This window comes from Nocardiopsis yanglingensis (genome assembly GCF_045809185.1).
GTDB lineage: Bacteria > Pseudomonadota > Gammaproteobacteria > Xanthomonadales > Xanthomonadaceae > Stenotrophomonas > Stenotrophomonas yanglingensis.
Window position 1 is genome coordinate 95,271 of sequence record NZ_JBJNRH010000014.1, and the last position, 25,434, is coordinate 120,704.

Annotated in this window: 23 protein-coding genes and 1 pseudogene; 6 read left to right on the top strand and 18 right to left on the bottom strand. The window is 66.3% G+C overall.

Annotated elements, in window-relative coordinates; translation table 11 throughout:
* Positions 1-2 precede the first annotated feature (2 nt).
* Together ACJ7C5_RS17140 and ACJ7C5_RS17145 are read left to right on the top strand one after the other, a co-directional pair.
* On the top strand, positions 3-707 hold the full coding sequence (locus ACJ7C5_RS17140) for a PA1136 family autoinducer-binding transcriptional regulator (RefSeq protein WP_097047875.1): 705 nt from the start codon (positions 3-5) through the stop codon (positions 705-707).
* A gap of 108 nt (positions 708-815) precedes the next feature.
* Positions 816-1,670: an endonuclease/exonuclease/phosphatase family protein gene (locus ACJ7C5_RS17145; protein ID WP_412704592.1), complete on the top strand. Its 855-nt coding sequence runs from the start codon at positions 816-818 to the stop codon at positions 1,668-1,670.
* 19 nt (positions 1,671-1,689) lie between these two features.
* Here the strand turns inward: ACJ7C5_RS17145 and ACJ7C5_RS17150 are convergent, their stop codons facing one another.
* Positions 1,690-1,953 carry a hypothetical protein gene (locus tag ACJ7C5_RS17150; protein WP_412704593.1) on the bottom strand — a complete coding sequence of 88 codons (264 nt, stop codon included), beginning with the start codon at positions 1,951-1,953 and terminating at the stop codon, positions 1,690-1,692.
* Positions 1,954-2,094: 141 nt separating this feature from the next.
* Between ACJ7C5_RS17150 and ACJ7C5_RS17155 the strand changes: the two genes are divergently transcribed.
* On the top strand, positions 2,095-2,472 hold the full coding sequence (locus ACJ7C5_RS17155) for a VOC family protein (protein ID WP_412704594.1): 378 nt from the start codon (positions 2,095-2,097) through the stop codon (positions 2,470-2,472).
* A 41-nt stretch (positions 2,473-2,513) separates the two neighbouring features.
* Here ACJ7C5_RS17155 and ACJ7C5_RS17160 read toward each other — a convergent pair whose 3' ends face one another.
* The 6 genes and pseudogenes from ACJ7C5_RS17160 to ACJ7C5_RS17185 form a co-directional block, all read right to left on the bottom strand.
* A complete protein-coding gene (locus ACJ7C5_RS17160; protein WP_412704595.1) occupies positions 2,514-3,935 on the bottom strand; it encodes an efflux transporter outer membrane subunit in 1,422 nt (473 codons plus the stop codon).
* On the bottom strand, positions 3,929-4,666 hold the full coding sequence (locus tag ACJ7C5_RS17165; protein ID WP_014036829.1) for an SDR family oxidoreductase: 738 nt from the start codon (positions 4,664-4,666) through the stop codon (positions 3,929-3,931). Before ACJ7C5_RS17165 ends, ACJ7C5_RS17160 begins: the two co-directional genes overlap by 7 nt.
* A gap of 66 nt (positions 4,667-4,732) precedes the next feature.
* Entirely contained in the window at positions 4,733-7,903 is a 3,171-nt protein-coding gene (locus tag ACJ7C5_RS17170; RefSeq protein ID WP_049446274.1) for an efflux RND transporter permease subunit, read from the bottom strand.
* 112 nt (positions 7,904-8,015) lie between these two features.
* Positions 8,016-9,122 (bottom strand): annotated as a pseudogene (locus ACJ7C5_RS17175) (efflux RND transporter periplasmic adaptor subunit); the annotation flags it as partial.
* A 211-nt stretch (positions 9,123-9,333) separates the two neighbouring features.
* Positions 9,334-10,095 carry an SDR family NAD(P)-dependent oxidoreductase gene (locus ACJ7C5_RS17180; protein ID WP_219631271.1) on the bottom strand — a complete coding sequence of 254 codons (762 nt, stop codon included), beginning with the start codon at positions 10,093-10,095 and terminating at the stop codon, positions 9,334-9,336.
* Between the two features lie 5 nt (positions 10,096-10,100).
* Positions 10,101-10,328 carry a hypothetical protein gene (locus ACJ7C5_RS17185; RefSeq protein WP_012510726.1) on the bottom strand — a complete coding sequence of 76 codons (228 nt, stop codon included), beginning with the start codon at positions 10,326-10,328 and terminating at the stop codon, positions 10,101-10,103.
* Between the two features lie 147 nt (positions 10,329-10,475).
* On the opposite strand from ACJ7C5_RS17185, the gene ACJ7C5_RS17190 reads away from it, so the two are divergent.
* Positions 10,476-11,507: a LysR family transcriptional regulator gene (locus tag ACJ7C5_RS17190; RefSeq protein WP_412704596.1), complete on the top strand. Its 1,032-nt coding sequence runs from the start codon at positions 10,476-10,478 to the stop codon at positions 11,505-11,507.
* Between the two features lie 529 nt (positions 11,508-12,036).
* On the opposite strand, the gene ACJ7C5_RS17195 is transcribed toward ACJ7C5_RS17190, so the two are convergent.
* The 6 genes from ACJ7C5_RS17195 to ACJ7C5_RS17220 all read right to left on the bottom strand — a co-directional run bounded on the left by ACJ7C5_RS17195 (position 12,037) and on the right by ACJ7C5_RS17220 (position 20,042).
* A complete protein-coding gene (locus ACJ7C5_RS17195; protein ID WP_008267948.1) occupies positions 12,037-12,732 on the bottom strand; it encodes a YiaD family glycine zipper/OmpA-like lipoprotein in 696 nt (231 codons plus the stop codon).
* Between the two features lie 139 nt (positions 12,733-12,871).
* Positions 12,872-14,287, bottom strand: a complete 1,416-nt coding sequence (locus tag ACJ7C5_RS17200; RefSeq protein WP_412704597.1) for a cryptochrome/photolyase family protein — start codon at positions 14,285-14,287, stop codon at positions 12,872-12,874.
* 89 nt (positions 14,288-14,376) lie between these two features.
* On the bottom strand, positions 14,377-14,991 hold the full coding sequence (locus tag ACJ7C5_RS17205; RefSeq protein WP_412704598.1) for an inorganic diphosphatase: 615 nt from the start codon (positions 14,989-14,991) through the stop codon (positions 14,377-14,379).
* Positions 14,992-15,001: 10 nt separating this feature from the next.
* A complete protein-coding gene (locus ACJ7C5_RS17210) occupies positions 15,002-16,369 on the bottom strand; it encodes a purple acid phosphatase family protein (protein WP_412704599.1) in 1,368 nt (455 codons plus the stop codon).
* Complete coding sequence (locus tag ACJ7C5_RS17215; protein ID WP_412704600.1) at positions 16,366-17,481, bottom strand: hypothetical protein; 1,116 nt, start codon at positions 17,479-17,481, stop codon at positions 16,366-16,368. The genes ACJ7C5_RS17210 and ACJ7C5_RS17215 overlap by 4 nt, the downstream gene beginning before the upstream one ends.
* Positions 17,481-20,042: a TonB-dependent receptor gene (locus tag ACJ7C5_RS17220; RefSeq protein ID WP_412704601.1), complete on the bottom strand. Its 2,562-nt coding sequence runs from the start codon at positions 20,040-20,042 to the stop codon at positions 17,481-17,483. Before ACJ7C5_RS17220 ends, ACJ7C5_RS17215 begins: the two co-directional genes overlap by 1 nt.
* 167 nt (positions 20,043-20,209) lie before the next feature.
* On the opposite strand from ACJ7C5_RS17220, the gene upp reads away from it, so the two are divergent.
* The gene (gene upp, locus ACJ7C5_RS17225) at positions 20,210-20,842 is read left to right on the top strand and encodes a uracil phosphoribosyltransferase (protein ID WP_005409099.1); all 633 of its coding nucleotides are present in this window, start codon (positions 20,210-20,212) and stop codon (positions 20,840-20,842) included.
* Between the two features lie 124 nt (positions 20,843-20,966).
* Here the strand turns inward: upp and ACJ7C5_RS17230 are convergent, their stop codons facing one another.
* Both ACJ7C5_RS17230 and ACJ7C5_RS17235 read right to left on the bottom strand, forming a co-directional pair.
* Complete coding sequence (locus ACJ7C5_RS17230) at positions 20,967-21,446, bottom strand: SRPBCC family protein (protein WP_088025663.1); 480 nt, start codon at positions 21,444-21,446, stop codon at positions 20,967-20,969.
* Positions 21,427-21,852 carry an ArsR/SmtB family transcription factor gene (locus ACJ7C5_RS17235; protein ID WP_255253406.1) on the bottom strand — a complete coding sequence of 142 codons (426 nt, stop codon included), beginning with the start codon at positions 21,850-21,852 and terminating at the stop codon, positions 21,427-21,429. Before ACJ7C5_RS17235 ends, ACJ7C5_RS17230 begins: the two co-directional genes overlap by 20 nt.
* A 59-nt stretch (positions 21,853-21,911) precedes the next feature.
* Between ACJ7C5_RS17235 and ACJ7C5_RS17240 the strand changes: the two genes are divergently transcribed.
* Positions 21,912-22,205: a PsiF family protein gene (locus tag ACJ7C5_RS17240; RefSeq protein WP_049445544.1), complete on the top strand. Its 294-nt coding sequence runs from the start codon at positions 21,912-21,914 to the stop codon at positions 22,203-22,205.
* A gap of 96 nt (positions 22,206-22,301) precedes the next feature.
* Here ACJ7C5_RS17240 and ACJ7C5_RS17245 read toward each other — a convergent pair whose 3' ends face one another.
* From ACJ7C5_RS17245 to ACJ7C5_RS17255, 3 genes are all read right to left on the bottom strand, one after another.
* The gene (locus tag ACJ7C5_RS17245; RefSeq protein WP_093999998.1) at positions 22,302-23,189 is read right to left on the bottom strand and encodes an MBL fold metallo-hydrolase; all 888 of its coding nucleotides are present in this window, start codon (positions 23,187-23,189) and stop codon (positions 22,302-22,304) included.
* 120 nt (positions 23,190-23,309) lie between these two features.
* Positions 23,310-25,040: a gamma-glutamyltransferase gene (gene ggt / locus ACJ7C5_RS17250; RefSeq protein ID WP_412704602.1), complete on the bottom strand. Its 1,731-nt coding sequence runs from the start codon at positions 25,038-25,040 to the stop codon at positions 23,310-23,312.
* Positions 25,037-25,318, bottom strand: a complete 282-nt coding sequence (locus ACJ7C5_RS17255) for a YfhL family 4Fe-4S dicluster ferredoxin (RefSeq protein WP_004153175.1) — start codon at positions 25,316-25,318, stop codon at positions 25,037-25,039. Before ACJ7C5_RS17255 ends, ggt begins: the two co-directional genes overlap by 4 nt.
* Positions 25,319-25,434: the final 116 nt, after the last annotated feature.

Sequence of the window (25,434 nt, forward strand, 5' to 3'; positions counted from 1 at the left end):
GGATGAGCGATCTGCTGCAGGCATTGTTGGAGCTGGAGCGCGCCCGCTCGCTGAGCGAAGTGGGCGCGGTCCTGCGCAGCATCGCGGTCCCCCTCGGCTACGACCGTGTGCTGGTGTTCGCCACTGGCACCGGGCTGGAACGCGGCACGCAGCGCGTGTACTGGATCGAGGGCGACTGGTTCGGCGATGGCAGCGACACCGACCTTGCCCGCTACCTGCACGCCTGCCCGGTCAATCGCCACGTGTTGGACAGCGACGCGCCATTCTTCTGGAGCAAGCGCCAGGGCGTGCGCGGCGAACGCTATCAGGTAGTGAAGCAACCACGTGGCGAAGGCCTGCATGGCCTGCAGGTGCCGGTGTTCGGTACCACCGGTCTGGAGGGCGCGATCAGCGTTGCCGGGACTTCGATCGATGCATCTCCCAGCGCGCGCCTGCAGCTGGAAACTGTTGCAACCGCAGCCTTCCGTGCCGCGCGCCGTCTGGCCGAGTCCCCTGCGGAGCTGTCAGGGAGTGCGCTGAGCACGCGCGAGCGCGAGGTGCTGCGCTGGGTGGCCGCCGGACGTCGGCAGGCAGAAATCGCCGCCACGCTTGGGCTTTCTGCACGCACGGTGGAAAACCACCTGCGACGCGCACGCCAGCGCCTGGGTGTGGCGACCACCGCGCAGGCGGTTCGCGCCGCCAGCCGCCGCGGCGAGATCGAAGACTGATCGCAAAGATGGCGCAGCACGTCCAGCCGCCCATCCCGGCATACCGCTGCCCTTGCCTTCCATGGCATGCTCCGTGAAACCGTTTTCATGGAATGGAGGGATTCCACGATGTTGTCGCGTTTCCGCCGCCCTGCGCTGTGTGCGCTGCTGGCGCTTGCTCTGCCTGCCGTCGCCTGGGCCGCTACGCCGGCGCCACTGAAGGTGATGTCGTTCAACGTCCGCACCCCGGCTGATACCGAACCGGGCAAGCGCTGGCCCGATCGCCGCGACGCGATGGTCAAGGTCATCCTCGATGCGCACCCGGCGGTGATCGGCACCCAGGAACTGGTGCAGGAACAGGCCGACTACCTGTCCGAACACCTGCCCGGCTACCGCTGGTTCGGCGAAGGCCGCCGCGGTGGCAGCGGCGATGAGCACATGGGCGTGTTCTACGACAGCAAGGTGCTGGCCATCGAGGAGTCCGGCAACTTCTGGCTGTCCGATACACCGGACCTGCCCGGCAGCATCACCTGGGGCAATCTGTATCCGCGCATGGTCACCTGGGCCGTGTTCCGGCGCCTCGACGATGGTCGCCGTTTCTACTTCATGGATACCCACCTGCCCTACCGCGACGAGGACGAACCGCGTCGCGTGAAGGGTGCCGAACTGATCGGAAAGCGCCTGGCGACGCTGCCGGCTGATCTGCCGGTGGTGTTGACCGGTGACTTCAACAGCGAGCCCGGCGGAGACACCTACAAGGCGTTCACCCGCGTGCTGCAGGACACGCGCACCCAGGTGAAGGCGCCACAGGGCCCGCACCCCACCTTCCATGATTTCACCGGCAAGGCCACCGTGCAGCTGGACTGGGTGCTGGTGCGCGGCTTCCATGCCCGCAGCTTCCTCACCGATGACCGCCGCATCGACGGTGTGCTGCCTTCGGATCATTTCCCGCTGGTGGTCGAACTCGACTGGCCCACGCCGTGATCCTGCACGGCAGCCGCGCCTACGGTGGCGGCTGCCGTGACAACAACCGGTACAGTGCCTGGTGCTGATTGCGCGCCTGGCAGATACGGGCACCGACAGCGAGAAACACGGCGATCCCGATCAGGCCCAGCCCCAGCATCGGATCCGGCAGACGCACGAAGCCGATCGCCGCAGCCATCGCCCCCAGTACCAGCAGCACCACAACGGCCACCGACAGCCCGGCATCGGGTGGCCCCGGATCACCAAACAACATGCGCTGGGTATCCCGTTTGTTGCCGGTCATCGTCTGTCCTCCCAAGAGCCTGCCTCACTAGTTACACGGCGGGCTCCAGTTTCGGCAGAGTCAGAAACGTCACAGACGTGAAGATGTTCGCGAAATGCCCGCGTTACCCTGCCGCATATTCCCCACACTGTGGAGCAGGACATGGCACACCAGAGCCGGCTGGCCGGATTCATCATCGACTGCCAGGACCTTCCCGCCGACGAAGGCGCCCGCTTCTGGGCTGCCGCGCTGGGCCTGCAGGCACAGGCGGCGCATGTCGAAGGGGGCGCCGAATATGCCGACCTGCTGGGTGCGCCGGCGGGCTTGAACGTGGAAGTCCAACGGGTCGATCACCCGTCACGGGTGCACCTGGACATCGAGAGCGACGACATCGATGCCGAGGCCGACCGCCTGGAGAAGCTCGGCGCGCGCCGGATAGGCTTCGTCAAACGTTGGTGGGTGATGGAAGCACCGACCGGCCATCGCTTCTGCATCGTGCGCATGCGCGAGCGCGAGTTGCCGGCCAATCACTGGCCTTGAAAGAAGAAGGGGACGGAAGCCATCGCTTCCGTCCCCTGCGGTTACTGCACCTGCGCCACACTCGGCGCCTGCGGTGATTGACCCCAACCACCCAGCGCCTTGTACACCCCCACCACGCTGACGTTGACCTCGGACTCGGCCGCGGCCAACGCATCATCGGCTGCCAGCTGCGTACGCTGCGCATCCAGCAGCGTCAGGAAGTCCTCCGAGCCCTCGCGGTAGCGGATCTGCGCCAGCGATTCGGCACGCCGTGCCGCCTGCGCCTGCTCGACCACGATCGCCAACCGCGCCTGCTGCTTGGAATAGCGGGTCAGCGCGTTCTCGGTGTCTTCCAGGGCCAGCAATACCGCCTGCTCATACTGCGCGGCCACGCCTTCGGCTTCAGCCTTGCTGGCACGCAGGCGCGCACGCACGGTACCGAAGTCGAATGCGGCCCAGCTCAGCGATGGGGTCAGCGACCAGGCCTTGTTGTTGCCATTGACCAGGCCACTGGCATCGCCGCCGAGGAAGCCGACGAAGCCGGACAGCGACAACCGCGGGAACAGGTCCGCGGTGGCCACGCCCACACGTGCAGTCGCGGCCGCCAGGCGACGCTCGGCCACGCGCACGTCGGCGCGCTGGCGCAGCAGCTCGCGGGTATCACCCAGCGGCAGCGCCTTGGCGAAGGCCGGCACGTCATGCGGTGCGAGCATGTCGGTCAGCACTTCCGGGCGCTGGCCCAGCAGCACGGCCAGTCGGTTGCGTGACTGCGCCTCGGCCACTTCCAGTAGCGGAATGTCAGCCTCGATCGCCTTCAGGCGGGCACGGCTGCTCTGCACATCCAGCTCGCTGCCGGCGCCCAGTTCCCAGCGCGCCTCGGTCAGCTTCTGCGTATCGCGCAGGTTTTCCAGCGTGTGCTGGGCCACCGCGATGCGCTTCTGCGTGCCGCGCAGCTCGAAGTAGTTGCGTGCCACTTCGGCGGCGACCAGTACCTGCGCATCGGCCAGGTTGGCCTGCTCGGCACCGAGGTCGGCACGTGCGGCTTCAGCAGCACGGCGCTTGCGGCCGAACAGATCCAGCTCCCAGCCGGCGTCGAAGCCTAGCTGGTAGCTTTCACTGAACACCCGCTGCCCACCCAGCTGCGGATCGGGTTGCTTGCGGCGGTCGTAGCTGCCGCCTGCGGTGATGTGCGGGGCCTGGTCGAAGCGGCTTTCGACGAACACCGCGCGGGCCTGGCTGACGCGGGCCACGGCCACGCGCAGGTCCAGGTTGTCCGACAGTGCGCCGTGAACCAGTTCTTCCAGCACCGGGTCATCGAACTGCGCCCACCAGCTGGCCACCGGCGAGGTGGTGCTGAACACCGGCTGCTGCGCCCCCTGCAGCACCACCGGTTCCTGCACCGGGGCCTTGTAGTTCGGGCCGACGCTGACACAGCCTGCCAGCACCAGACTGGAGACGGCCATCGCCAACGTACGGATCACCATGGCAGCACCTCGCCCAGGTAAGTGAAGCTGCCGTTCGGGCCTTCATGGCCGATCAGTGCCATCTGCACGCTGGAACGCGCGCCCTCGGCGATTTCGATCTCGCCGTGGCCGCCGTTCATGTCGGTTTTCACGTAGCCCGGATGCACGGTGTTGACCTTGATCTGCGTGCTGCGCAGTTCGTGCGCCAGCGCCAGGGTCCAGCTGTTCACCGCTGCCTTGGAGGCGTTGTAGGCCGGAACCTTCATGTCGTAGATGCCGGACGCCGGATCGGCATGCAGGGTCTGCGAGCCGAGGATGCTGGAGACATTCACGATGCGGCCGGCCTTGGCCTGCTGCAGCAGCGGCAGGAACGCCTGGGTCACCGCCACCAGCGCATAGACGTTGGTGTCGAAGGTGCGGCGCCAGGTGTCCAGCGACTGCTCGGACGGCCGCTGCGCCGGGTTTTCCAGCAGCACGCCAGCGTTGTTGACCAGGATGTCGAGACGGCCATGGCGCTCACGCACCTGCTGCACGGCCTCGGCGATGCTGGCACCGTCGGTGACGTCCAGCTGCAGCGCTTCCACCGGCAGGCCCTCGGCCTGCAGCTTCAGTGCCTGCTCCACGGTGGTCTCGCGCTTGCGGCCGGCCAGCAGCGTGTGCACGCCGGCCTGTGCCAGCTGGCGCACGGTCTCGGCGCCGATACCGCGGGTGGCACCAGTGACCAGTGCGATCTTGTTCTGATGGGTGTTCATGGAGTCATGCCTTTGGAGGGGGAAATCCGACACCGGTTGGGGGACCGGTGCCGGTGGAGTTCCATGTCAGTGATGGATGGTCGGCTCGCCGTGCTGCACCAGCTGGCCGCCACCGTTGCGGGTGACGAACTTGCGCAGGGCCACGTAGAACACCGGGGTGAGGAACAGGCCGAACAAGGTCACGCCCAGCATGCCAGCAAACACGGTGATACCCGTTACCGAGCGCACCTCGGCACCCGCGCCGTGCGACAGCACCAGCGGCACGGTGCCGGCGATGAACGCGATGGAAGTCATCACGATCGGACGCAGACGCAGGCGGCAGGCTTCCAGCGCGGCTTCAACGATGCCCTTGCCGCCCATCTCCAGCTCTCTGGCGAATTCGACGATCAGGATCGCGTTCTTGCACGCCAGACCCATCAACACCACCAGGCCGACCTGCACGAACACGTTGTTGTCACCACCGGTCAGCCACACGCCGAACAGTGCGGACAGCAGGGTCATCGGCACGATCAGGATCACCGCCAGCGGCAGCGACCAGCTCTCGTACAGCGCAGCCAGCACCAGGAAGGCCAGCATGATCGCCACCGGGAACACGATGAAGGCGGCCTTGCCCTGGGTTGCCTGCTGGTAGCTCAGGTCGGTCCATTCGGTGGTCATGCCTACCGGCAGCACCTTGCCGGCGATCTCGGTCAGCTTGTTCATCGCCTCGGCCGAAGACAGCAGACGCGGGTCGGCTTCACCGGCCAGATCAGCCGCCGGATAGCCATTGAAGCGCAGCACCGGGTCCGGGCCGAAGGTCTGCTTGATGGTGACCATCGAACCGATCGGCACCATCTCGCCACGGTCGTTGCGGGTACGCAGCTTGCCGATGTCCTCGACCGTCTCGCGGTACGGACCGTCTGCCTGGGCGATCACCTGCCAGGTACGGCCGAACTGGTTGAAGTCGTTGACGTAGGCCGAACCGAGGTAGGTCTGCAGCGTGTCGAACAGTTCAGTGAGCTGCACGCCCTGGGCCTTGGCCTTGACGCGGTCCACCTCGGCATCCAGCTGCGGCACGTTGGCCTGGTAGCTGGAAATCGGGAAGGCCATGCCCGGCGTCTGCGCAACGGTGCCCTGCATCGCCTGCACGGCATTCTGCAGCGCGCCGTAGCCCAGGTTGCCGCGGTCCTCGATGAACATCTGGTAGCCGTTGCCGTTGCCCAGGCCGAGGATCGGCGGCGGCATCATCGCGAAGGCGAAGCCCTCCTGCAGGCCAGCGATCTTCTGGTTGATCTCGGCATTGATCTGCGCGGCGGTGCGGCCATGGCGCTCGGCGAACGGCTTGAGCGGAATGAACGCCACACCGGTGTTCGGCGTATTGGTGAACTGCAGCGCGTTCAAACCCGGGAACGAGATGGTGTGGGCTACGCCATCGGTTTCCTGGGCGATCTTGGCGACCTTGCGCAGCATTTCATCGGTACGCGCGATCGACGAACCTTCCGGCAGCTTCACACCGGCAATCAGGTACAGCTTGTCCTGGGTCGGGATGAAGCCCGGCGGCACCAGCTTGAAGATCACACCGGTACCGACCAGCAGGATCGCGTAGACCACGAACACCGCACCGCGACGGCCGAGGATGCGGGCGACGCCACGCTCGTACTTCTCCGAGCTGGACTTGAAGAAGCGATTGAACGGACGGAACACCCAACCAAACAGGCGGTCGATCAGACGGCTCGGGCCATCCTTCGGCGCACCGTGGGCCTTCAGCAGGCGCGCGGCCAGAGCCGGCGACAGGGTCAGCGAGTTGATCGCCGAGATCACCGTGGAGATGGCGATGGTGACCGCGAACTGCTTGTAGAACTGTCCGGTGACACCGGACAGGAACGCCATCGGCACGAACACGGCACACAACACCAGCGCGATCGCCACGATCGGGCCGGACACCTCGCGCATGGCCTGGTGGGCCGCTGCGGTGGGCGACAGCCCTTCCTCGATGTTGCGCTCGACGTTCTCCACCACCACGATCGCGTCATCGACCACGATGCCGATCGCCAGCACCAGGCCGAACAGACTCAGCGTGTTGATCGAGAAGCCCAGCAGGTACAGCGCAGCAAAGGTACCGACCACCGACACCGGCACCGCGATCAACGGGATGATCGAGGCACGCCAGGTCTGCAGGAACAGGATCACCACCAGCACCACCAGGGCGATGGCTTCCAGCAGCGTGGAGACCACGGCCTTGATCGAGTCACGCACGAAGATGGTGGTGTCATACACGGCTTCGTACTTAACGTCGGCCGGCATGGTCTTCTGCATCTCGTCCATCGTCGAGATGACCTGGTCACGGATCTCCAGCGCGTTGGCACCGGGCGACTGGAAGATACCGATACCGACCGCGTTCTTGCCGTCCAGCTGCGAGCGCAGGGTGTAGTCGCCGGCACCCAGTTCCAGGCGGGCCACGTCGGCCAGGCGCACGATCTCGCCATCCACACCGCTCTTGAGCACGATGTCGCCGAATTCCTTTTCGGTCTTCAGGCGGCCCTGGGCATTGATCAGGGTCAGGAACTGGCTGTTCGGCAGCGGTTCGGCACCGAGCTGGCCGGCCGAAACCTGCACGTTCTGCTCGCGCATGGCACGCACCACGTCGCTGGCGGTCAGACCGCGCGAGGCGACCTTGTCCGGGTCCAGCCAGGCGCGCATGGCGTAGTCACCACCACCGAAGATCTGCGCGTCACCCACGCCTGGAATACGCGCCAGCGCATCCTTGACGTGCAGGCGGGCGTAGTTGCGCAGGTACAGGGTGTCGTACTTGCCTTGCGGCGAGGTCAGGTGCACCACCATCAGGAAGGTCGGTGACTGCTTCTGCGTGGTCACGCCCTGCCGGCGCACGTCCTCGGGCAGGCGCGCCTGCGCCTGCGCCACGCGGTTCTGCACCTTCACCGCCGCCGCGTCCGGGTCGGTGCCCGGGCGGAAGGTGACGGTCATCTGCAGCACGCCGTCGGAACCGGCAACCGACTTCAGGTACATCATGCCTTCGACGCCGTTGATCGCTTCTTCAAGCGGCGTGGCAACGGTCTCGGCAATGACCTTGGGGTTGGCGCCCGGATACACCGTGCGCACCACCACCGACGGCGGCACCACTTCCGGGTACTCGCTGATCGGCAGGATTGGAATCGTGATCAGGCCTGCGGCGAAGATCACGATCGACAGCACCGCCGCGAAGATCGGCCTGTCGATGAAGAAACGGGAAAAGTCCATGGAGGAATTCCTGGGAAAGGCATTCGGCGGGCAACAGCCACCCTGCCCCTCGCCGAGATGACGAAGGCAGGGAAGGCTGCCGCTGGCGCCGGCAGCTAAGCGGGGACGCGGATCAGTGGTTCAGTGCGGCAGTCGCATCACGGCCCGGTGCCGGCGGCGCAGCCTGCGGCTGCATCGCCACGGCCTTGGCCTGCACCGGCATGCCCGGCATGAAGACCTTCTGCACGCCGTCGATGATCACCTTGTCGCCGGCGGCCAGGCCGTGTTCGACAATGCGCAGGCCGTCGGCGGTGCGGCCGAGCTGGATGTCACGGCGCTGGGCCTTGCCATCCTTGTCGACCACGTACACGTACTTGCGGTCCTGGTCGGTCAGCACGGCCTTGTCGTCGATCAGCAGGGCCTGGAACTGGCCGCTGCCGAGCAGCTGCACGCGAGCGAACAGGCCCGGGGTGAACTGGCGGTCGGCATTGTCCAGCAGCGCGCGGACACGGATGGTGCCGGTGCTGCGCGCCACCTGGTTGTCGAGGAAGTCGACCTTGCCGGAGTGCGGGTAGCCCTCTTCACCGGACAGCCCGACCTTCACCGGCAGGTCGCTGTCACGCTCGCTCGGGCGTTCGCCCTTGCGCGCCATCTGTGCATAGCGCAGGAAGGTGCTTTCATCGGCATCGAAGTAGACGAACACGGTATCCAGCGAGACCAGCGTGGTCAGCACACTTGCGCTGTCGCCGGCGGTGACCAGGTTGCCGGCGGTGACCATCGCACGGCCGGCGCGGCCGTCGATCGGCGCACGCACCTTGGTGAACTCCAGGTTGAGGCGGGCCGCATCCAACGCAGCCTGCGCCGCCTGCACGGCGGCACCGGACTGGTCGGCGGCAGCGCGACGCTGCTCGGCCGTCTCGGTGGAGATTGCCTGCTGCTCGGACAGTCGCTTGGCACGCTCCGATTCGCTGCGGGCCAGCGTTGCCTGGGTGCGGGCGCGGGCCAGTTCGGCAGCAGCGCGATCGTACTCGGCCTGGTAGCTGCGCGCGTCGATGGTGAAGAGCACTTCGCCCTTCTTCACTTCCTGGCCTTCGACGTAGTTGACCTTGTCGATGTAGCCGGACACGCGCGGACGCAGTTCAACGCTCTGTACCGCTTCGACGCGGCCGCTGAACTCGTCCCACTGGCTGACCTGCTTGACCAGCACCGGTGCAGCGCTGACCTGCGGCGGCGGCGGTGCACCGGCTTCTTCGGCGTGGCCGCCGCTGCAGGCCGCAAGCACGGCTGCGGCGAGGATCGACACGCCGACCATCGCAATGCGATGACCGAAACGATGTGGGGTGGAATTGGGGGAAGTCATGGCATGCATCCGTACGGAGGGGTGGTACAGCTAGATGAGAACGTGTTGCAAAAACAGGCGGCGTATCCTGCGACCTCAACCATGGTCGAGGTCAAGCTACGCCTGCGGTATCGCGCCAGAGGGGAGGAACGTCCAGGTGCAGCAGGCCGCGCGGCAGTTCGGCATCACTGCTGTCGCAGCGGACGATGGCGCGGTTGTCGCGGCAGCCGTCGAGCAGGGAGACCACGCGACGGCCGACCAGCAGTGAGCTGGGCCACTCGATGCAGGCATTGGCCGCGTTGGCCGGCGTACACACCGGGCTGCAGACTTCCAGCATCTGCGCGCGCACGCCCAATGCCTGGGCTTCCTGGTGCACCACCTGTGCGTACATACGCAGCGCCGCAGTGGTGATCGAGGTTTCGCCGTAGCCCGCCCATGGCTTGGCATTGGCCGGGCTGCCGATCATCACGTAGCGGCGCGCATGCACGTTGTCCTGCAGCAGCGGCAGCAGATGACGCACTGCGTGCACGTGCGGCATCAGATCGGCCTGCATCGCGCCCAGCAGTTCATCACCGTTGCGGTCGGTCACCCGGCCGCGGCGGTAAGGGCCGCCCATTGCGGCGATCACCGCGGCCAGCGGGCGCGGGCGATGCGCGATGCGTTCGGCCAGTGCGCGTGCCGAGCCGTCATCGCTGAGCGAACCCAGCAGCGTCTCCAGGCCCGGCTCGTCAGCGAACTGCTCATGCAGCGCCGCCAGCCGGCCCGGATCGCGACCGACCACCAGCACCGGGCTGCCGGCTTCCAGCAATGCGCCAACCACGCCCTGCCCCACGGCACCGGTGCCGCCGAGGACCAGGACTTCGGGCGTCAGCATCCCATTCACGGGACATTTCCTCCCAAATCCGGGATAGTCCCGATTCGACGCAGCCGGTCGCCCTTGTGCGGGACCAGGCGGATGGCACCGCCACGCTGCTGACGCATGGGCGCGGTAAACTCACGGAAGTCCTTGTGTACCAAGGAACTTGGGCGGACTTCAACGGTCATTGCCAGGTCCAGGGTGCTCTGGCCGGCGTTCCGGAGACGGGCAAGAATGTTGCGCAGGCTCATGGCGGACGGGCTCCAAATAACGAATGGCGCCACGATAGACCTCAAACCTTTACTTGATTAGTCCTGATTAAGGGGAATAATCATCCCGCTCCCGGTCCAATCGTTCTGTCACGATTGTCCCATCCCCGACGTCCAGGATCCCCGACCATGTCCCACGATCTCAACGAGACGCTGATCTTCGTCAAAGTGGTCGAGCAAGGCAGCTTCATTGCCGCTGCCAAATCGCTCGGCCTGCCCAAGACCACGGTCAGCCGCAAGGTGCAGGAGCTGGAAACGCGCCTGGGTGCGCGCCTGCTGCACCGGACCACGCGCCGCCTCGGCCTGACCGAAGCCGGCTCGATCTACCACGAGCATTGCCAGCGCATCGCGCGCGAGCTTGAAGAAGCCGAGAGCGCGGTGAGCCAGTTGCAGTCCGGCCCGCGCGGCTGGCTGCGCTTCACCGTGCCCTATTCGATCGGCATCACCCGGATCGCCCCGCTGCTGGGCCAGTTCCATGCGCAGTATCCAGAGATCCGCCTGGACATGCACATGGGCAACGAGAAGCTGGACCTGATCGCCGGCGAAGCCGATCTGGCGCTGCGCGTCGGTGCCCTGCCCGATTCCAACCTGGTGGCGCGCAAGCTCGGCAGCCTGCGCACGCAGGTGTTCGCCAGCCCGGCCTACATCGAGCGCTATGGCGAGCCGCTGCATCCGGAAGAGCTGCAGTTCCATCGCATCCTGGCGATGCGCAAGCCGTACCACACCGGCAATTCGCCGCGCTTCACCTGGCAGCTGGGCGAGAACGGCGGCGAGCTGCGTGACTTCCCGGTCACCCCGCTGATGACCGCCAATGACATGTCTGCGTTGAATGGCGCATTGGTCTGTGGCGAAGGCCTGCTGCTGACCGGCGATGTGATGGCCAAGCCGTTCGTTGAATCGGGCATGGTGCGCCGCGTGCTGGCCGGCTGGACCGGGCCGGAGGTGGACTTCAATGCGGTGTTCGCCGGCGGCCGCCTGGTCTCGCCGAAGGTGCGTGCGTTCGTCGACTTCCTCGTAGAGAAGCTCAACTTCGACGCCAACTACATGCTGGCGCAATGCCCGGGCGCGAAGCTGGCGCAGCAGCAGAAAGAAAAGGAAGACGCTGCGCTGGAAAGCAGCGGCAAGCGGATCCTGGAGAAGGTCGCGGCTTCGGCGGCATGACCGAGGGTATCCACGCATGGCATGGATCTACCCGGACGCGCGATGCCGCTTTCTGTAGAGTCGAGCCATGCTCGACTGCTTTTCGAACGGCGCCGACCAAGGTCGGCATCTACCAGAAGAGGTAGCCGAGCGTGGCTCAGGTCTACAGGCGCTATCGGCGTGCCGAGCAACGCTCGGCACCTACAGAAGATGCCGCCTGCAAGGGCGGCATTTTCGTTCCGGTTGCGTGGCTTCCGGTAGATGCCGACCTTGGTCGGCGCCGTTCGGAGAAGCCGCGACCGGAAGCGCTATCGGTGTGCCGAGCAAGCTCGGCACCTACAGAAAATGCCGCCTGCAAGGGCGGCATTTTCATTCCGGCGGCTTGGCCTTCGGTAGATGGCCACCTTGGTCGGAGCCATTCGGAGAAACCGCGACCGGGAGCGCTATCGGCGTGCCGAGCAACGCTCGGCACCCACAAAAATGCCGCCTGCAAGGGCGGCATTTTCGTTCCGGCCGATGGCCGGACCGGCTCAAGCAATAACGCGTAGCGTTATTGCTTGAGCGGAATCACACGAATCTCGACGCGGCGGTTCTTGGCGCGGCCGGCATCGGTGCTGTTGTCGGCAATCGGGTACGACTTGCCAGCGCCCAGCGTTTCGATGCGCACGCTCTGCACGCCCTGGCCGATCAGGTACTGCGCGACCGAGTCGGCGCGCTCCTTCGACAGGCGGTTGTTGACCGCGTCGCTGCCGATGCTGTCGGTGTGGCCGACCACTTCGATCATGGTCTGGTTGTAGTCGCGCAGGGTGCCTGCCACGCCGTTGAGCGAACCGTAGAACTGCGGCTTCAGTGTCGCCTTGCCGAAGTCGAAGGTGATGCCGTCCGGCAGGTTCAGCATGATGTTGTCACCCTGGCGCTGCACATCGATGCCGGTGTTGGCCGTGCGCTCGCGCAGTGCGCGTTCCTGGCGATCCTGGTACTGGCCGACGGCGGCGCCGCTGAGCGCGCCGATACCGGCACCGATCAGCGCGTGCTGACGACGTTCGGTGGCGCTGTCGCCAGTCAGCAGGCCGGCGGCCACGCCGATGGCGGTACCGATCAGCGCGTTGCGGCCGGTGCGGTTCTGCTGCTCGGTCGGGTTGCCGTACTGGTCACTCTGCACATAGGAGCCGCCGGTGGCGCAGGCCGACAGGACGGCCGCACTCATCAGGGCCAGTGCGACGTTGCGGGTGGTGTTGCGGATCATGTGGTTCTCCTTGGTTTCCGGTCGGGCCGGCGGCTGCGGGCGCAAAGAGAATAAACAGCCCGATGCGATGCCGGAATGATGATTCGGCATTGCGACAGGGCCGCGTTCAGCTAACTGACTGAATCACTCAGCCGCCACTTTACCCTGCTCCCGACTGGCGGTAAGCCGCCAACGCCGCATCGCGGCCAACCGCCAGATCCACCACCGGGGTACGCGGATAGCCCGGGGCATGCGCAGCCAGCAGCAGCGGATGCTGCCACGGCGCGAAGCGCGCCTTCACCGGCAGCGCCGCCAGTTCCGGCACCCAGCGGCTGATGTAGCGGGCCTGCGGGTCGAACTTCTCGGCCTGGGTGACCGGGTTGAACACGCGGAAGTACGGCGCGGCATCGGCACCGGTTCCCGCCACCCACTGCCAGCCCATCGTGTTGTTGGCCAGGTCGGCATCGACCAGCGTGTCCCAGAACCAGCGCGCGCCATGCAGCCAGTGCGCGCGCAGGTGCTTGCACAGGTAGCTGGCCACGATCATCCGCACCCGGTTGTGCATGTAGCCGGTGTGCCACAGCTCACGCACGCCGGCATCGACGATCGGCACACCGGTGTTGCCGCGCTGCCAGTCGTGCAGCTGTACGGCGCTCGGCGTGGCCCACGGGAAACGGTCAAAGCGCGGGTTGAGGTTGTCGGTCGGCGTCTTCGGGAGGTGATGCAGCAGGTGATAGGCGAAATCACGCCAGCCGAGCTGGCGCAGATAGCCGTCGATGTCGGCGTCGGTGCCGGCGCTGCGCAGGCCTTCCAGCGCATGGGCAATGCGCCACGGCGCGATCTCGCCGAAATGCAGGTGCGGCGACAGTCGCGAGGTACCGACCCGATCCGGCAGGTCGCGCTGCTCGCGGTAACCGCGCAACGCGCCGTCCTCGAACACGGAAAGTGCCTCCAGCGCACCAGCCTCGCCCGGCTGCCAGTGCTCCCAGAAGCCGGTATCCCAGCCCAGCGTAGGCGCCAGCCGCAGCTCGTCCAATGCGAGGCTGTCGACCGTGTGCGCCGCCAGTGCCTTCGGCGCGGCCTGCAGCGCGGGCAGGCGCCAATGGCTGAGCACGTTGCGCCAGTAAGGCGTGAACACCTTGTACGGCTGGCCTTGCTGGGTGGCGATATCCCACGGCTCGAACAGCAGGCTGCCATTGCAGCTCTGCGCGTCGATGCCCTGCTCGCGCAGCGTGCGCTTGATGGTGGCGTCGCGAGGCTGGGTGCCCGGCTCGTACTTGCGGTTCCAGTACACCGCCTCGGCGCCGGTCTGCTGGATCAGCAACTGCAGGCTCGGCAAGCTGTCACCACTGCGCAGCACCAGCGACGAACCGTGCGCGCGCAGGTCGGCGTCCAGTGCATCCAGTGAACGGTGGCGCCACGCATCGGAGGCCGCGCCGGGCACCCACTCGCCTTCCTCGTGCGGCGCATGGATGTAGACCGGCACCACATCGTGACCCGCGTCCAGCGCCGCCTGCAGGGCCGGATTGTCCTGCAACCGCAGATCACGGCGGAACCATACCAACGCTACCGACACATGCACCGCCTTCGTTGTGGAAGGCGGACATGATAGCCAGCGGCGGTGAAGGAGATGCGCGCAGGCGGCCATCCACGTAAGGCGTGGATCTACTGCTTGAACCGCTCCATCGCTTCACTGATCAGCGCGCGGGCTTCGGCGGCATTGCCCCAGCCATTGAGCCGCACCGGGTTGCGCCCCGCCGGCAGGTCCTTGTAGACCCGGAAGAAGGCCTCGATGCGCTGGCGCTCGACCTCCGGCAGATCCTTCAGATCGCGGATATCGGCATAGGTCGGGTCGACCTTGTCGGTGGGCACCCCGATGATCTTCTCGTCATGCTCGCCGCCATCGATCATCTTCAGGTAACCGATCGGCCGGAAGCGCACGATCACGCCTGGGTGCAGGGGTTCGCGGGTCAGCACCAGCGCATCCAGCGGATCGTTGTCACCGGCGAGGGTGCGCGGCATCGAACCGTAGTTGGCCGGATAGACGACCGGCATCGACTGGAAGCGGTCCACATGGACCAGGCCGTCTTCCTTGATCTCGTACTTGGTGAAGCTGCCGGCCGGAATCTCCACCGCCAGATTCACCTCCTGTGGGGCCTGCTTCGGCTGGGCCACCAGGAACGGATGCAGCACCGTATCGGCAGCGGTCACCGCACTGGCCAGCAACAGCAGGGCGGCACCGATGGCAGCGAGAGGAACGATGCGACGGGGCACGGTCATATGCGTCTCCTCATTCCCAGCAGCGGTCGGCACGACCCTTGGCGGTCTGCGCGCGCGGGCAGTCGCGTGGCGTGATGCGGCCTTCGGTCAGCTCCGTGCGCTGCTTGCCACCGTTGGCATCGCGACGCAGCTCGAAGGCGTCGTACAGACGCCCGGTCACCGTGCGCGCTTCGTAGCGCAGGTGCTGCGAATCGATGTTCAACACCTGGAACAGCTGGGTGTCCTCGGCTACCGGATCCATCGTCTTGCGTGCCTCGTCGGAAAGGCGATACTGCTTCGGTCCGGCCACGGTCACCACGTACTGCGGCGTTGCGGCCTGCCCTTCGCCACGGCGGCCATAGGTGTGGTCGTGGCCCTGCAGCACCAGATCGACGTTGTGGCGGCGTACCACCGGCAGCAGCACGTCACGCAGCGCGGCGTTCTCGCGTCCTTCGCGCGGCGAGTAGAACGGCTGGTGCAGCAGCACGATGGTCCACGGCTGCGGATTGCCGCTCAGCACCTTCTCCAGCCACAGTGCCTGTGCCTTGGCCGTGCCCAGGTCGAGTGCCGACGTGCCATCGACCACAGCCACACGCACGCCCTGCGCATCGAACCAGTAGCTGGTCTGCTGTGCTGCGCTGGCGCCATTGCCCGGCAGCGCGAACGTCACCGGCCAATGTTTGCCCAGCACGCGGCGTTCCTGCGGAGTGTCTTCGAATTCCTCGAAGTACTCGTGGTTGCCGATGGCCGGGGCCACCAGGGTTTCCTGCGCCAGCCAGCTGGTCGCAGCAAACCACTCGCCCCACTCGCTGTCATCCATGTTGTCGCCGCCGCTGACCAGGTCGCCGGCAAACAGGCTCATGCGCGCCTGCGGCGCAGCCTTCTGCGCGGCACGCACCACGCGGCTGACATGGCTGACGTTCTTGTTCTGGGTATCACCGAAGTACAGCAGGGTCAGCGGCTGGTCGGCCGCGGCGAGCGTGCGCAGCTGGTTCCAGGCGCTCCAGCTGCCATTGCCCTGCACGCGGTAGACGTACTGGGTATCCGGCTGCAGGCCGCTGATGTCGGCGCGATGATGATGCGACAGACCGTTCTCGGTCTGCAGCGCACGGCTCGTTGCGCGCACCTGGCGGATGCCCTCGATGGCCGGCGAATCACCGGCGAGAGCAATTTCCAGCAGCGGTGCCTGCGCACTGCCGTCAGTGCGCCAGGCCACGGCGAAACCGTGGCTGGGATCGGCCGACGGCGAGGCGACGATACGGTCCGGCACCGATGTCGCTGCATAGTGGCGGCTACCCTCCGGCACCTGGGTATTCGGTTCGGCCGCCGCGAACGACAGCGACGGCAACGCCAGCAGCAGGCCCAGCGCCAGCGCGCGCATCACGCACTGCCGGCTCATGCGCCGCACTCCAGCGGCAGCGCGAGCTGCTTGGCGATGCTCTCCCAGTCGAAGGCCACCACGCCCTGGTCGTCATGCACCGCATACAGCGCACCGTGCGGGAAGCGCGCGCTGGATTGCTGCATCAGCCAGATGCCATCGGTGTTGGCCACGGTATTGCCCTGGAACGCGCCGACCGGCTTCAGCGTGTGCCGGTCGAACAGGTGGAACACGCTGCGCTGCTTGCCCTGCTCGGTGGTGATCCACCAGCCGTCCTTGCCGCAGGTGCGCAGGGTCACGCCTTCGGCCTGTGCCTTGAACACGTCGCGGCCGAAGGTAGTGCCAGTGAAGCGTCCGGCCAGGGTGTAGACCTTGAACTCGCTGGCGTAGCTCTCGTCCTCTTCGGCAATCAACAGCCGGTCGTTCTCGGGATCACCCCAGATCGACTCGACCACGCGCAGCGCACCGGCTTCGGTGGTATCGCCGATGCTGGCCACCAGCTTCGCCTCGACCTTCGTGCCGTCGCGGGTCACCTGGTACTGGCGCACGCGCTTGTCCAGCTCGGCCAGCGGCGGCAGGATGTCACGCCCCTGCGCATCCTCGCCGTTGTCCCAGGAGTCGGTGACGTAGACGCTGTAGCCATCGGCACGGCGGTCGACCCACAGCCCGTACGGCTTGCGCAGGTCGTCCGCAGCGAACGTCGCCAGCGGCGTGAAGTCCGGCAGGCTCAGCACCTGCACGCGGTGATTGTCGCGCTCCACGATCCACAGCAGGTCGTCGGTTACCGCGATGCCGTTTGGGCGGTCGAACTGCCCCGGTGCGGTGCCGCTGCTGCCGACGTCACGCAGATGCTGCCCGGTGCTGCCGTCGTAGACCACCAGCTTGTCGGTGGCCTTGGCGGTAGCGATCAGCCACAGCGCGCCGTCCGGCGCGCGCCAAGCCGCCGGCGAGTCGATGTTGTCGGCCGGGGTCATCGGGGAAAGGAAGGCCTCGGCGATGGTGGTCACCACGCGCTCGCCGCTGGCGGCCGGCGCGACCGCTCCCGCGACCGGATCGGTGCCGGTGGCCGGCGTGCAGCCGGCGACCAGCGTGGCCGCCAGCGCGGCGGCCAGGACAGTGACGCCACGCCCCATCACAGCGCCACCTTCAGGCCCAGCGCATAGGTGCGGCCGTACTCTTCCATCTGCAGGGTGCGCGAACGCGTGCCCTGGTACAGCTCAAGCGGCTTGTCCAGCAGGTTCTGCGCTTCGAAATACACGCTCACGCGCGGGCTGAACTTGTAGTCCAGCGAGAAATCGAGCTGGGTGTTGGGTGCCACATAGATGTCGAATGCACGCCCCTTGCCGATGCTGTCCAGGTACTCGCTGCGGTACACCGCCGCCAGGCGCGTACTTACACCGTATTTTTCATAGCCGATGTGCGCGCTGTAGACATGCTTGGAGGCGCGCGGCAGGGTGAAGTCCTCGCCCTCCCGATCCTTGATGCCGGCATCGAATTTGGTATCCAGCCAGGTGCCACTGGCACCGACCAGCAGGCCATCCAGTCCGTCCGGCAGGAAGGCCAACTGCTGCTGCCAGTTGAATTCCGCGCCACGCACGGTGGCCTTGCGGCCATTGATCGGCTGGGTCACGTCGAAACCACCGTAGGCCGGATCATTGGTACGCACGGTTTCCACGATGTAGCCATCGATCGACTTGTGGAACAGGCCCAGCGAAACGATGCCGCTGCTGCCGATGTACTTCTCCACCGACAGGTCGATGTTCTTCGACTCGTACGGATCGAGTTCCGGATTGCCCAGGCGCACTTCCTCGTCCCCCCGGCTGTAACCCACGCGCGGCGAGACGTCGCCGAAGGACGGGCGCGATACGGTCTTGTTGGCCGAGGCGCGCAGCACCCAGTCGTCGGCCGCGTCGTAGCGCAGGTGCAGGCCCGGCAGCACGTTGGTGTAGCTGCTGTTGGCCACGCGCGGGGTGACGGTGAAGCTGTGGCCGTTGGCCGCCACGTCCACCTGGTTGCCGGTCGCCTTGAACTGGGTGTTCTCCACGCGCACGCCGCCGATGATGCGCAGCGCGCCCACGTCCCAGGTACCCATCGCATAACTGGCGAAGATGTCCTCGCTGGCCACGTAATCCTCTTCCAGCGACGTCATCGCATTGCCGCCGACGTCCTGTGGGCGGGCACTGTACTGGCTGCCGCTGGCGGCCCAGAACGCGCGCATCGCGGCCGAGTCCATGCCATCGCCCAGGTTGCCGTGGCGATGCTCCGGCGAGGAAGTGGTCCAGCTCGACAGCGCCACCTTCGGGCCGACACGCAGTTCGCGCTCATCCACATTCACGTCGCGGTCGCGCCAGCGGCCCAGCAGGCCGAACTTGATGCTGCTGCTGTCGCCGTCGAAGCGCACGTTGACCTGTGCGCTGTGTTCCTTGTCGTTCACCTGCTTGGGCGAGAGCACGAAGCGGTCGAACGCGTAGTTGCTGTTGTCCAGCCACTGCGGGTTGTCGAAACTGTAGCTGGGCAGGCGGCTGCTCTGGTCCAGGGTGCCGTTGAAGGCCTTGCCGTTGAGCTTGAAGCGCGCCTCCATCTCGTCGTTCACGCGCTCTTCGGTACGGGTGTAGCCGATCCGGTAATCGACCACGGCGTTGGTCAGCTTGTTCTCGCCACCGAGGCTGGCCGCGAAGGTGTTTTCCTTCTTGGTGCGGTAGCGCATGCGCTTGTCGATCGAATCCTTCGGCATGCCGTCCAGGCGGTACTGGTCGGTGCCGGTCTTGACCATCTTCGCGTCGTCGAAGTTGAAGATCACGCGCTGGCGGGTCTCCGCATCGTCGAACTGGCTGTACAGCGTGCGCAGGTAGTACTTGCTGTCTTCGTTGGGACGCCAGTCGAGGTTGAGGTTGGCACCGATGCGCTTGCGTTCGATCTCATACTTGCGGTGCTGCAGGTTGATTGCAGTCACGTCTCCGGGGGCGGCATCGTCCTCGCCGTCGTACTCCACTTCGGTGTTGTCCGACTCGAACTTCCGCTTCTGGTAGTTCACGCCCAGCGCCACGCCGAAGGTATCGTTGAACACCTCGCTGTAATTGAAGGCGGCCTTGGGACTGGTCTCGCCGGACAGCTGCTGGTGGCTGCCCTCGATCTTGCCGCGCAGGCTGCGACCGTCACGGTCGAAGGCCGACGCCGATTCCACCAGCACGGCGCCACCGATGGCATCACCGGGCATGTCCGGGGTCGGCGACTTGACCACGCGCAGGCGCTCGGTGGAATCGGAGGGGATCACGTCCAGCGGCGCGGCACGACTGGAATCTTCCGGCGTGCCGATGGCGGTGCCATCCACGCTGACGCTGTTGAGATTGGCATCCAGGCCACGAATGACCACGAAGCGGCCCTCGCCCTGGTCGCGGGTCACGCTGACGCCCGGCAGGCGCTGCAGTGATTCGGCCACGTTCTTGTCCGGGTACTGGCCCAGAGCATCGGAGGACACCGCATCCTCGATGGCATCGCTGCTGCGCTTGAGGTCGACTGCACGGATCTGCGATTCGAGCTGGGCGCGGACTTCAATGCGATCCAGGTCGACCGCGTCGGCCGCCACGGCGCCGGTGGCGGCTACCGCTTGTTGCCCGGCGGCCTGCAGCGGTGCCGCGGCCCCCATCGCCAGGGTCAGGGTGATGGCAACGGCCAACGGAGTCTTGATATGCACTGGGAATCCCCATTCCTGTTAAGAATGGGTCTGCACGGTATGTCCGCAAGGTTGCATGGCCGTGACATGCGTCTGCACATTTCGAGTAACGCCGCTCCGGGCCAGGTTTGGGTTCGGCCCGCCAATCCGGCAAAATGACGCCCTCTCTCCTTCTCCCCCTTCCGACCATGAAGATCGTCGAAGTGCGCCACCCGCTGGTGCAGCACAAGATCGGCCTGATGCGCAACGCTGCGCTCAGCACCAAGGATTTCCGCGAACTGGCCAACGAGCTCGGCACGCTGCTGGCCTACGAGGCCACCGCCGACCTGGACACCGAGCCGCACACCCTGCCCGGTTGGGCCGGCCCGGTCACCGTACAGCGTATCGCCGGTGCCAAGATCACCGTGGTGCCGATCCTGCGCGCCGGCCTGGGCATGCTCAGCGGCGTGCTGTCGCTGATCCCGGCCGCCCGCGTCAGCGTGGTGGGCCTGCAGCGCGATGAGGAAACCCTGCAGCCGGTGCCTTACTTCGAGCGCCTGACAGGCCGCCTGGAAGAGCGCGACGCGCTGATCCTGGACCCGATGCTGGCCACCGGCGGCACGCTGATCGCCACCATCGACATGCTCAAGCGGGCCGGTGCCCGCCGCATCAAGGGCATCTTCCTGGTGGCCGCGCCGGAAGGCATCGAAGCGGTCAAGGCCGTGCACCCGGACGTGGAGATCTACACCGCGGCCATCGATGCCCAGCTCAACGACAAGGGCTACATCCTGCCGGGCCTGGGCGACGCCGGTGACCGCATCTTCGGTACCCGCGTCGGCTGAACCGGCGAACCGGGATCAGGGCCCTTTCTGCGAAAGGGATCTGACCCCAACATCGCGGGGGTCGGATCCCTTTCGCAGAAAGGGCTCTGACCCCACCCCGGATGACCCCACCCCGGATGCCGGCCTACAGGCCGGCTGCGAAGGTTTCCAGCTGGCCGATGACGGTGTTCCAGCCGTCGAAGAAGCCCAGTTGCTCATGCTGGTCACGCAGGGCCTTGTCCGGGTGCATCACCCGCGCGGTGTAGCGGCAACCCTGCTCCTCATCCTCCATCGTGATGACGGCGGTGAAGCCCAGCCACGGTGACTGCGGTCGCCAGCCCGCACCCAGCATCGAAGTGAACACCAGACGCTGCTGCGGCACGATCTCCAGGAAGCTGCCCGGATTGTCACTGCTGCCGCCATCCGGGCCCTGCATGAAGGTGTGGAAGGCCCCGCCGGGGCGCAGGTCGAATGCGCGCACCTCGGTGGTCCACGGCTTCGGGCACCACCACTGGCGCAGCAGTTCCGGATCGGTCCACGCCCGCCACAGGGCAGCGCGCGGTGCGTTCAGCACACGGCTGATGACCAGATCGGTATCGGGGTTGTTACCTGCGTCTACGGCCATGGGCCTGCTCCTGTCGGTGAAGGGTTTCGACGAAATCGACCATGCGGTCGGCGCGCGCCTCCCACACGACACGCTGTTCGGCCAGCCACTGCTCGGCCTGGCCCAGCCGCGCCGGCACCAGTTCGCAGGTACGTATGCGCCCCTGCTTGTGGCTGCGCACCACGCCGCTGCGTTCCAGTACGGCCAGATGTTTCATCAGCGAGGGCAAGGCCATCTGGAAAGGCTCGGCCAGCACCGATACGGTGCGCGGCCCCTGCCCCAGCGCGGCCACGATCGCGCAACGGGTCGGGTCGGCCAGTGCGTGGAAGACCTCTTGAATGGCAGGATCATACTTACCCATGTGGCTAAGTAATACGCCGATCTGAATGCCGATGCAAGCGGACGTGGCCCAAGCGCGATTCTTCACGTGGCCTTGCGGGCCGGAAGCGAATGCTCCGCGCACCCGCCACCGCTTGGAGCCCCATGATGAAAGCCTCTTTCCTGCTGGCCGCCGCCCTGCTGGTCGGCCTGCCCCTGGCTGCAAACGCCACCACCCCGCAGCAGCAGCGCATGGCCGAATGCTCGGCCAAGAACAAGGGCTTGAAGGGTGATGCCTACAAGACCGCGCAGAGCTCCTGCCTCAGTGGCCACGCCGCCGACTCCAAGCCGGCCAATGCGCAGCAGGAGCGCATGCGCAAGTGCAACGCCGACGCCGGCGCCAAGAAGCTGGCCGGTGATGCGCGCAAGACCTTCATGAGCAGTTGCCTGAAGGCGTCGTAATGGCAGTGACGTAGAGCCGAGCCCATGCTCGGCTCAAGCATCCGTAACATGCATGACCGTTCAGAGGAGCAGCCGAGCATAGGCTCGGCTCTACTCTTACCCCAGGGCGCGTGCCTTCAGTTCGCCCTGCTCATGCAGGGTCACGAAACGCCCCTTGTCATCGCGCCCGAGCTGCGCCAGTGCTACCTGCGGATCGTGGGTGAAAAACAGATGCACGTTGCGCGCCAGCTTGTCTTCAAGGAACTGCCGCTTCTCGTCGATCAGCAGCTCGGCGTTGCGGTCGTAGCCCATGGTGATCGGCACGTGCACCCATGAACGGCCGGGAATCAGGTCGGCGCAGAACACCACGCCGCCATGCGGCCCCTCGCCGGCCTGCGCATGCCCGACGATCTCAGCCAGCATCAGCCCCGGCGTGTGCCCATCGCTGTAGCTGAAGCGCACGCTGCGCCCCAGCGCCTTCGAGTACTCGCCATCCACCACTTCCAGGCGGCCACTGGCCTGCAGCAGGCCGGGCAGCTCCGGAATGAAGCTGGCGCGGTCGCGCGGGTGTGGCTGCACGGCGCGCTGCCAATGCTGCGCGCCGACCACATAGGTTGCGTTGGGGAACAGCAATTCGGGCTCACGCCCTTCGCTCCATGCCGCCAGCAGGCCACCGGCATGATCGAAGTGCAGGTGGCTGAGCACCACTACGTCGACATCCTCGTGCTCGAAGCCGGCTTCGCGCAGCGAATCGATCAGCACGTGCTGGCTTTCCTGCACGCCGTAGCGCTCGCGCATGCGCGGCTCGAAGAACGCACCGATACCGGTTTCAAACAGCACGGTCTTGCCTTCCAGCGGGCTGGCAAGCAGCGCACGGCAGGCCAGCTCGATGCGATTGAGCTCGTCCGGTGCCGCCCATTTTTCCCACAACGCGCGCGGCGCGTTGCCAAACATCGCGCCGCCGTCGAGGCGCTGCGAGTTTCCACGAATAGACCAGAGTTTCATGCGTCGATTATCGGCGCCGGCTCGTTAAATAATCGCTAGAAGGAAAACAGAAAACCCCGCCGGCAAAGGCGGGGTTTCGGTATTGAGCCAGATTGCCGGCCAGCGGCCGGCACTACAGGATCAGCGTGCCGGCACGACCTGGGCACTGCCCACCGGGTTGCGCGGGTCGCTGCCGCCGAACAGCCTGTTGGCCTTGCGGTCCCATTCCACGGTCTGCAGGTTGCCCCACACGTGACTGGAACCGCGGCCACCGGCGGCAACGTCGCCTGGCAGGTCGATCTTGTGGCCCATCGCCTGCAGCTGCTTCACCGTCGCCGCGTCGAACGCATCGTCCTCGGCTTCGATCAGGTCCGGCAGCCACTGGTGGTGGTAGCGCGGCAGCGCGGCCACCTGCTGCGCATCCAGGCCGTCGTCGTAGCCGAGGATGCCCAGCAGCACCATGGTGATGATGCGGCTGCCACCCGGGGTGCCCAGCACCACCACCTTGTCGGTGTTCTCCATGAAGGTCGGGGTCATCGAGCTGAGCATGCGCTTGCCCGCCTTCGGCGCATTGGCTTCATAGCCCATCACGCCGAACGCGTTGGGCGTACCCGGCTTCAGCGCGAAGTCGTCCATCTCGTTGTTCAACAGCACGCCGGTGCCCTTGGGAATCAGCCCCGAGCCGTACAGCAGGTTGACGGTCTGGGTGGCGCCGACACGGTTGCCGTCACGGTCGATGATCGAGAAGTGGGTGGTCTCGTCATCTTCCAGCGGCGTCGGGTTGCCCGACAGCAGGTCGCTGGGCGTGGCCTTCTCCGGATGGATGGTCGCCCGCAGACCCTGTGCGTAGTCCTTGCTGGTCAGCACCTTCTGCGGGATCTGCACGAAGTCCGGATCGCCGAGGAAGAAGGTGCGGTCGCGGTAGGCGCGGCGCATCGACTCCACCACCAGATGGGTGCGGTGCGCCGGGTCCATCTTCCTGATATCCCAGCCTTCCAGGATCTGCAGCATGCTGGCCAGCGCGATGCCACCGGACGACGGCGGCGGCGCCGTGGTGATCTTCCAGCCGTTGTAGTTGAACACGATCGGTTCACGCTGCTTCACGCGGTAGCCGGCCAGCTCTTCAGCGGTCCACTTGCCGCCGGCCTGCTTCACGCCGGCCAGCAACAGCTTTCCGGTCTGGCCCTTGTAGAAGCCATCGAAACCACCCGCGGCCAGGCGCTCCAGGGTCTGTGCCAGCTCCGGCTGCTTGAACAGGTCGCCGGTGGCGATCGGCTTGCCATTGCGCAGGTAGACCTCGCGCGTGCCGGGATAGCGCTCCATCACCTCACGGCGAGAGGCATAGCCCTTGGCCATGCGGTCGTACACCGGGAAACCTTCGCGCGCGATGCGGATCGCCGGCTGCAGCGAGGCCGACAACGGCAGCTTGCCGTGCTTGGCCGACAGCTCGACCAGCGCTGCAGGCAGGCCGGGAATACCGGCCGACCAGGCACCATTGACCGAACGATCACGGTCCAGGTTGCCCTGCTTGTCGAGGAAGGCCTGCGGGGTCGCGGCGGCCGGTGCGGTCTCGCGCGCATCCAGCATCACGTCCTTGCCGGTGGCCGCGTCGTGCAGCAGGAAGAAGCCGCCGCCGCCCAACCCGGAACTGATCGGCTCGACCACCGCCAGCGTGGACGACACCGCCACCGCAGCGTCGAAGGCGTTGCCGCCCTGCGCCAGGATGTCGATGCCGGCCTGGGTAGCCAGCGCGTGGCCGCTGGCAATGGCGGCGCCGTCGGGGCGCTCGGCACGGGCCGGGCTGTCGGCCCAGGCGATCGGGCTCAGCAACAGGCCGAGCAGCAACAGGGGGCGGACGATCAGCGTCTTCATTCGGATGGGGGCTCCGCATAGAGTTCGGGGTGATCGTGCTGCAGCTGGCGCAGCTTGGCCAGCAGCTGGTCTTCCGTTTCCACGATCTCCGGATCCGGGTCGATGCACTCGACCGGGCAGACGACCACGCACTGTGGCTCGTCGAAATGACCCACGCATTCGGTGCAGCGCGCAGGGTCGATCACGTAGATGGTTTCACCCATCGCAATGGCCTGGTTCGGGCAGGCCGGCTCGCATACGTCGCAGTTGACGCAGAGCTCGTTGATTTTCAGCGACACGGCGATACTCCTCGCCCGCGCCCTGGGACAAAGGACCGGCCAGCGCGGGCGCGCGGGCCGGTCAGGTCATCAGCGGCACCCTTGCAGGACGCCGCCCGGGCCATGCCGGAGCATGG

Bases quoted from the DNA above. Each gene is read 5' to 3' on its own strand.
- ACJ7C5_RS17210 (WP_412704599.1), bottom strand. From the start codon at position 16,369: ATGAGCCGGCAGTGCGTGATGCGCGCGCTGGCGCTGGGCCTGCTGCTG.
- ACJ7C5_RS17140 (WP_097047875.1), top strand. From the start codon at position 3: ATGAGCGATCTGCTGCAGGCATTGTTGGAGCTGGAGCGCGCCCGCTCG.
- ACJ7C5_RS17170 (WP_049446274.1), bottom strand. From the start codon at position 7,903: ATGGACTTTTCCCGTTTCTTCATCGACAGGCCGATCTTCGCGGCGGTG.
- upp (WP_005409099.1), top strand. From the start codon at position 20,210: ATGAAGATCGTCGAAGTGCGCCACCCGCTGGTGCAGCACAAGATCGGC.
- ACJ7C5_RS17145 (WP_412704592.1), top strand. From the start codon at position 816: ATGTTGTCGCGTTTCCGCCGCCCTGCGCTGTGTGCGCTGCTGGCGCTT.
- ACJ7C5_RS17215 (WP_412704600.1), bottom strand. From the start codon at position 17,481: ATGGGGCGTGGCGTCACTGTCCTGGCCGCCGCGCTGGCGGCCACGCTG.
- ACJ7C5_RS17165 (WP_014036829.1), bottom strand. From the start codon at position 4,666: ATGAACACCCATCAGAACAAGATCGCACTGGTCACTGGTGCCACCCGC.
- ACJ7C5_RS17205 (WP_412704598.1), bottom strand. From the start codon at position 14,991: ATGACCGTGCCCCGTCGCATCGTTCCTCTCGCTGCCATCGGTGCCGCC.
- ACJ7C5_RS17190 (WP_412704596.1), top strand. From the start codon at position 10,476: ATGTCCCACGATCTCAACGAGACGCTGATCTTCGTCAAAGTGGTCGAG.
- ACJ7C5_RS17240 (WP_049445544.1), top strand. From the start codon at position 21,912: ATGAAAGCCTCTTTCCTGCTGGCCGCCGCCCTGCTGGTCGGCCTGCCC.
- ggt (WP_412704602.1), bottom strand. From the start codon at position 25,040: ATGAAGACGCTGATCGTCCGCCCCCTGTTGCTGCTCGGCCTGTTGCTG.
- ACJ7C5_RS17160 (WP_412704595.1), bottom strand. From the start codon at position 3,935: ATGGTGATCCGTACGTTGGCGATGGCCGTCTCCAGTCTGGTGCTGGCA.
- ACJ7C5_RS17150 (WP_412704593.1), bottom strand. From the start codon at position 1,953: ATGACCGGCAACAAACGGGATACCCAGCGCATGTTGTTTGGTGATCCG.
- ACJ7C5_RS17245 (WP_093999998.1), bottom strand. From the start codon at position 23,189: ATGAAACTCTGGTCTATTCGTGGAAACTCGCAGCGCCTCGACGGCGGC.
- ACJ7C5_RS17230 (WP_088025663.1), bottom strand. From the start codon at position 21,446: ATGGCCGTAGACGCAGGTAACAACCCCGATACCGATCTGGTCATCAGC.
- ACJ7C5_RS17155 (WP_412704594.1), top strand. From the start codon at position 2,095: ATGGCACACCAGAGCCGGCTGGCCGGATTCATCATCGACTGCCAGGAC.
- ACJ7C5_RS17180 (WP_219631271.1), bottom strand. From the start codon at position 10,095: ATGCTGACGCCCGAAGTCCTGGTCCTCGGCGGCACCGGTGCCGTGGGG.
- ACJ7C5_RS17195 (WP_008267948.1), bottom strand. From the start codon at position 12,732: ATGATCCGCAACACCACCCGCAACGTCGCACTGGCCCTGATGAGTGCG.
- ACJ7C5_RS17185 (WP_012510726.1), bottom strand. From the start codon at position 10,328: ATGAGCCTGCGCAACATTCTTGCCCGTCTCCGGAACGCCGGCCAGAGC.